This is a genomic window from Pseudomonas sp. FSL R10-2964, assembly GCF_009600035.1.
GTDB lineage: Bacteria > Pseudomonadota > Gammaproteobacteria > Pseudomonadales > Pseudomonadaceae > Aquipseudomonas > Aquipseudomonas bubulae.
Map to the genome: position 1 here is coordinate 1 of NZ_WIWH01000073.1, position 5,013 is coordinate 5,013.

Sequence of the window (5,013 nt, forward strand, 5' to 3'; positions counted from 1 at the left end):
GGCGCTGGCGGTTATTTTTCTGCCGATGCTGTTCTCCCGACAGGACGAACTGCGTCAGATTGAGGTGGATGCACCGAGCGCCCCTGAGATGCCGGTAATGCCGCAGGTCAAGGTCGAGCCGGTTGCCGTGCCTGAGCCTCAGGTGATCCCTGAGGAACCGGCTCCGGTTGAGCAGCCGGTTGTCGAGCAGCAGGCACCAGCCCCGGTCGCACCGGTCGTGGCAAAGCCTGCAGTGGCTGCGCCCAAGCCTCCGGCTGTCACGCCGGCGCAAACCGTTGCCCAGGCACCGGCCAAGCTGGACACCACGCAAAAGCGTGTCGACCCCAATGGCTTGCCAATCAGCTGGTCGGTGCAACTGGTGAGCCTGTCCAATCGGGCCAGTGCTGATAACCTGCAAAAAACCCTTCGCAATCAAGGCTATAACGCTTATGTGCGATCTTCCGGCGGGATGAACCGGGTTTTTGTCGGCCCATTGCTGGAGCGTGCAGAGGCCGATCGCCTGCGCGATTTGCTTGGCAAGCAGCAAAACCTCAAGGGTTTTGTGGTGCGCTTCCAGCCTGAACGTGGCTGACAGCGTAAAAAGGTTCAATCTGATTGCACAAGCACGGATAAATCGCCTTACCTGAGCGGCGGCGCTCTGCTAAAATGCGCCGCCTCATCTATCCGTAGGCTGAACTGTGCCATTTACCTGGGTTGACTGGGCGATCGTTGCAATCATCGCCATCTCCGCTTTGATCAGCTTGAAGCGCGGCTTCGTAAAAGAAGCATTGTCGCTGTGCACCTGGATCATTGCCGGGGTCGTTGCCTGGATGTTCGGCGGTTCGTTGTCGCAATACCTCTCCGGATACATCGAAACACCTTCCGCCCGCGTTATCGCAGGGTGCACCATCATGTTTGTGGCCACCTTGCTGGTAGGCGCAATGATCAATTTTCTTATCGGCGAACTGATTCGCGTCACCGGCCTGTCCGGGACCGATCGTTTTCTCGGCATGGCTTTCGGCGCTGCGCGTGGCGCATTGCTGGTGGTCACTGCGGTCGGGCTGTTGAGCCTGGGGCCGGTACAGCAGGACTCATGGTGGCAGGAGTCACGGCTCGTGCCACAATTTCTATTGGTTGCCGACTGGTCCAAAAACCTCATTCTGGGGTGGAGCAGTCAGTGGCTGGCCAGCGGAATCAGCGTACCCGCTGACATTCCGTTCAAGGAGCATCTCTTGCCGGCTACCCAGCCCAAGTGAGTGGTGTTCAGTTCAGATCCATTAAGTAGGGGTTGCGTCGCATGTGTGGCATCGTCGGTATCGTCGGTAAGTCGAACGTCAATCAGGCGCTGTATGACGCGCTAACCGTCCTCCAGCACCGCGGCCAGGATGCTGCCGGTATTGTGACCAGCCATAATGGCCGGTTATTTCTGCGCAAGGACAACGGGCTGGTTCGTGACGTCTTTCATCAGCGTCATATGCAGCGCCTGGTCGGCAACGTGGGCATTGGTCACGTGCGCTACCCAACCGCGGGCAGCTCGACTTCAGCTGAAGCTCAGCCGTTTTATGTCAACTCGCCGTATGGCATCACCCTGGCGCATAACGGCAACCTGACCAACGTTGAACAGCTGGCCAAGGAGATTTACGAATCTGATTTGCGTCACGTCAACACCAACTCCGATTCGGAAGTGTTGCTTAACGTTTTCGCTCACGAACTGGCGCAGCGCGGCAAATTACAGCCGACTGAAGAAGACGTGTTTGCTGCCGTGACTGACGTGCACAACCGTTGCCGTGGCGGTTACGCCGTGGTTGCGATGATCACCGGTTATGGCATCGTCGGTTTCCGCGACCCGAACGGCATTCGTCCGATTGTCTTCGGTCAGCGTCATACCGACGAAGGCGTCGAGTACATGATCGCCTCCGAGAGCGTTTCCCTGGATGTACTGGGCTTTACCCTGATCCGCGATCTGGCGCCGGGTGAAGCGGTTTACATCACTGAAGACGGCAAGCTGCACACCCGTCAGTGCGCGGTAAACCCGAAACTGACCCCGTGCATCTTCGAACACGTGTATCTGGCGCGCCCGGACTCGATCATCGACGGCGTGTCGGTGTACAAGGCCCGTCTGCGCATGGGCGAGAAACTCGCCGAGAAGATCCTGCGTGAGCGTCCTGAGCACGATATCGACGTGGTGATCCCGATTCCGGACACCAGCCGCTGCGCTGCACTGGAACTGGCCAACCATCTGGGCGTCAAGTTCCGCGAAGGCTTCGTGAAAAACCGTTACATCGGTCGTACCTTCATCATGCCGGGCCAGGCTGCACGTAAAAAATCCGTGCGCCAGAAGCTCAACGCCATCGAACTCGAGTTCCGCGGCAAGAACGTGATGCTGGTGGATGACTCGATCGTGCGCGGTACCACCTGCAAGCAGATCATTCAGATGGCCCGCGAAGCCGGCGCCAAGAACGTTTACTTCTGCTCGGCGGCCCCGGCGGTTCGTTACCCGAACGTGTATGGCATCGACATGCCAAGCGCTCACGAACTGATCGCCCACAACCGCAGCACTCAGGAAGTGGCTGAGCTGATCGGCGCTGACTGGTTGATCTATCAGGATCTGCCTGATCTGATCGAAGCGGTCGGTGGCGGCAAGATCAAGATCGATGCGTTCGACTGTGCAGTGTTTGACGGCAAGTACGTCACCGGCGATATTGACGACAACTACCTGGAACGTATCGAGCGTGCGCGCAACGATGCTTCCAAGGTGATTGCCCAGGGCGTCGGTGCGACGATAGGCTTGTACAACAACTAAGTGTTCACCAAACCGGCCCTGATGGGCCGGTTTGCGTTTATCCAATACAAAGTAGAGCAAGGAGTGGGCAGCATGAGTCAGGATTGGGATGCGGGTCGGCTGGACAGCGACCTTGAGGGCGTAGCGTTCGACACCCTGGCGGTGCGTGCTGGCCAGCACCGTACGCCGGAAGGTGAGCACGGTGATGCAATGTTCCTGACCTCCAGCTATGTGTTCCGCACGGCGGCAGACGCGGCAGCGCGGTTCTCGGGCGAGGTGGCAGGCAATGTTTATTCGCGTTACACCAACCCCACCGTTCGTGCTTTCGAAGAGCGCATCGCCGCCCTTGAAGGTGCCGAGCAGGCTGTAGCCACGGCGACGGGCATGGCAGCCATTCTGTCGGTGGTGATGAGCCTGTGCAGCGCCGGCGACCATATCCTGGTCTCGCGCAGTGTGTTCGGTTCGACCATCAGCCTGTTTGAGAAGTACTTCAAGCGCTTTGGCGTGCAGGTCGATTACGTACCGTTGGCCGAACTGGCTGGTTGGGACGCGGCGATCAAGCCCAACACCAAACTGCTGTTTGTCGAGTCGCCGTCCAACCCGCTGGCCGAGCTGGTCGATATTGCCGCGCTGGCTGAAGTCGCCCATGCCAAGGGTGCCTTGCTGGTAGTCGACAACTGTTTCTGCACGCCCGCCCTGCAGCAGCCGCTGAAGCTGGGCGCAGACATCGTGGTGCATTCGGCAACCAAGTTTATCGATGGTCAGGGCCGTTGCATGGGCGGCGTGGTTGCCGGTCGTGGCGAGCTGATGAAAGAAATCGTCGGTTTCCTGCGTACCGCCGGGCCGACTCTGAGCCCGTTCAACGCGTGGATCTTCCTCAAGGGTCTGGAGACCCTCAACCTGCGCATGCGCGCTCACTGCGCCAGTGCCCAGGCCCTGGCCGAGTGGCTGGAGCAGCAGGATGGCGTAGAGAAGGTTCACTACGCCGGTCTCAAGAGCCATCCACAGTACGAATTGGCCCAGCGCCAGCAGCGCGGCTTTGGTGCCGTGGTCAGTTTTGAGGTCAAGGGCGGCAAAGAAGGCGCGTGGCGCTTTATCGACGCGACACGTCTGATCTCGATCACTGCCAACCTGGGTGACAGCAAAACCACGATTACTCATCCGGCGACCACTTCCCATGGTCGCCTGGCACCGCAAGAGCGTGAAGCGGCCGGTATTCGTGACAGCCTGATCCGCATCGCCGTAGGCCTGGAAGATGTCAGTGACCTGCAAGCCGACCTCGCACGAGGCCTGGCCGCGCTGTGACCGACTGGATGCTCGAGACGCCGGTAAGCGGCAATGGCCGTGTAGCACTGGTCACCGGTGCTGCGCGGGGCATTGGCCTGGGCATTGCAGCCTGGCTGGTCAGTGAAGGCTGGCAAGTGGTGCTCAGCGACATTGACCGCGCCCGGGGCACAAAAGTGGCCAAGGCGCTGGGCGACAGTGCCTGGTTTGTGCGCATGGATGTGTCGGTTGAAGACGATGTCATCCAGTGTGTCGCGCAAGTGCTGGGGCAGTTCGGACGGCTGGACGGGCTGGTGTGCAATGCCGCGATTGCGGACCCGCACAACACGCCCCTGGAAAACCTCGACCTGGAGCACTGGAACCGCGTGCTGGCGGTCAATCTCACCGGGCCGATGTTGCTGGCCAAGCATTGTGCGCCGTATCTGCGTGCCCATTGCGGGGCGATCGTCAACCTGGCTTCCACCCGTGCCCGCCAGTCGGAGCCAGATACCGAGGCTTACGTGGCAAGCAAGGGCGGGTTGCTGGCATTGACCCATGCGCTGGCCATCAGCCTTGGCCCGCAAATCAGGGTCAATGCTGTAAGCCCGGGCTGGATCGACGCCCGTGATCCATCTGTAAGGCGTGCAGCACCGTTGACGGACGCCGATCACGCTCAGCACCCTGCTGGCAGGGCAGGGGTTGTGGAGGATGTTGCCGCGATGGTTGCCTGGTTGTTGTCGCGCAACTCCGGTTTTGTCACGGGTCAGGAGTTTGTGGTGGATGGCGGCATGAGCAAGAAGATGATCTATGGCGATTAAGGCCAGGCCACTATTTTTGCTTGTTTTGAAAAAAACCAATCTTGTCCTTGACTTAGCTTCGATAGGTGCGTAAATTTCGCGGCCTCAACGAAGCAAAGGGTGATTAGCTCAGCTGGGAGAGCATCTGCCTTACAAGCAGAGGGTCGGCGGTTCGATCCCGTCATCACCCAC

Annotated in this window: 5 protein-coding genes and 1 tRNA gene; all 6 read left to right on the top strand. The window is 59.5% G+C overall.

Annotation, left to right across the window (positions count from 1 at the left end; genetic code table 11):
• A partial coding sequence (locus GHN92_RS23340; protein WP_153381297.1) for an SPOR domain-containing protein occupies positions 1-571 on the top strand: 571 nt, incomplete at its 5' end.
• Between the two features lie 106 nt (positions 572-677).
• Complete coding sequence (locus GHN92_RS23345; protein ID WP_095002443.1) at positions 678-1,235, top strand: CvpA family protein; 558 nt, start codon at positions 678-680, stop codon at positions 1,233-1,235.
• 41 nt (positions 1,236-1,276) lie between these two features.
• Positions 1,277-2,782, top strand: a complete 1,506-nt coding sequence (gene purF, locus GHN92_RS23350; RefSeq protein ID WP_095028331.1) for an amidophosphoribosyltransferase — start codon at positions 1,277-1,279, stop codon at positions 2,780-2,782.
• Positions 2,783-2,854: 72 nt separating this feature from the next.
• A complete protein-coding gene (locus tag GHN92_RS23355; protein ID WP_153381299.1) occupies positions 2,855-4,066 on the top strand; it encodes an O-succinylhomoserine sulfhydrylase in 1,212 nt (403 codons plus the stop codon).
• Positions 4,063-4,842 (top strand): SDR family oxidoreductase, encoded by a 780-nt coding sequence (locus tag GHN92_RS23360; RefSeq protein WP_372239759.1) that lies wholly within the window; start codon positions 4,063-4,065, stop codon positions 4,840-4,842. Before GHN92_RS23355 ends, GHN92_RS23360 begins: the two co-directional genes overlap by 4 nt.
• Positions 4,843-4,939: 97 nt before the next feature.
• A tRNA-Val gene (locus GHN92_RS23365) sits at positions 4,940-5,012 on the top strand.
• Position 5,013 lies beyond the last annotated feature (1 nt).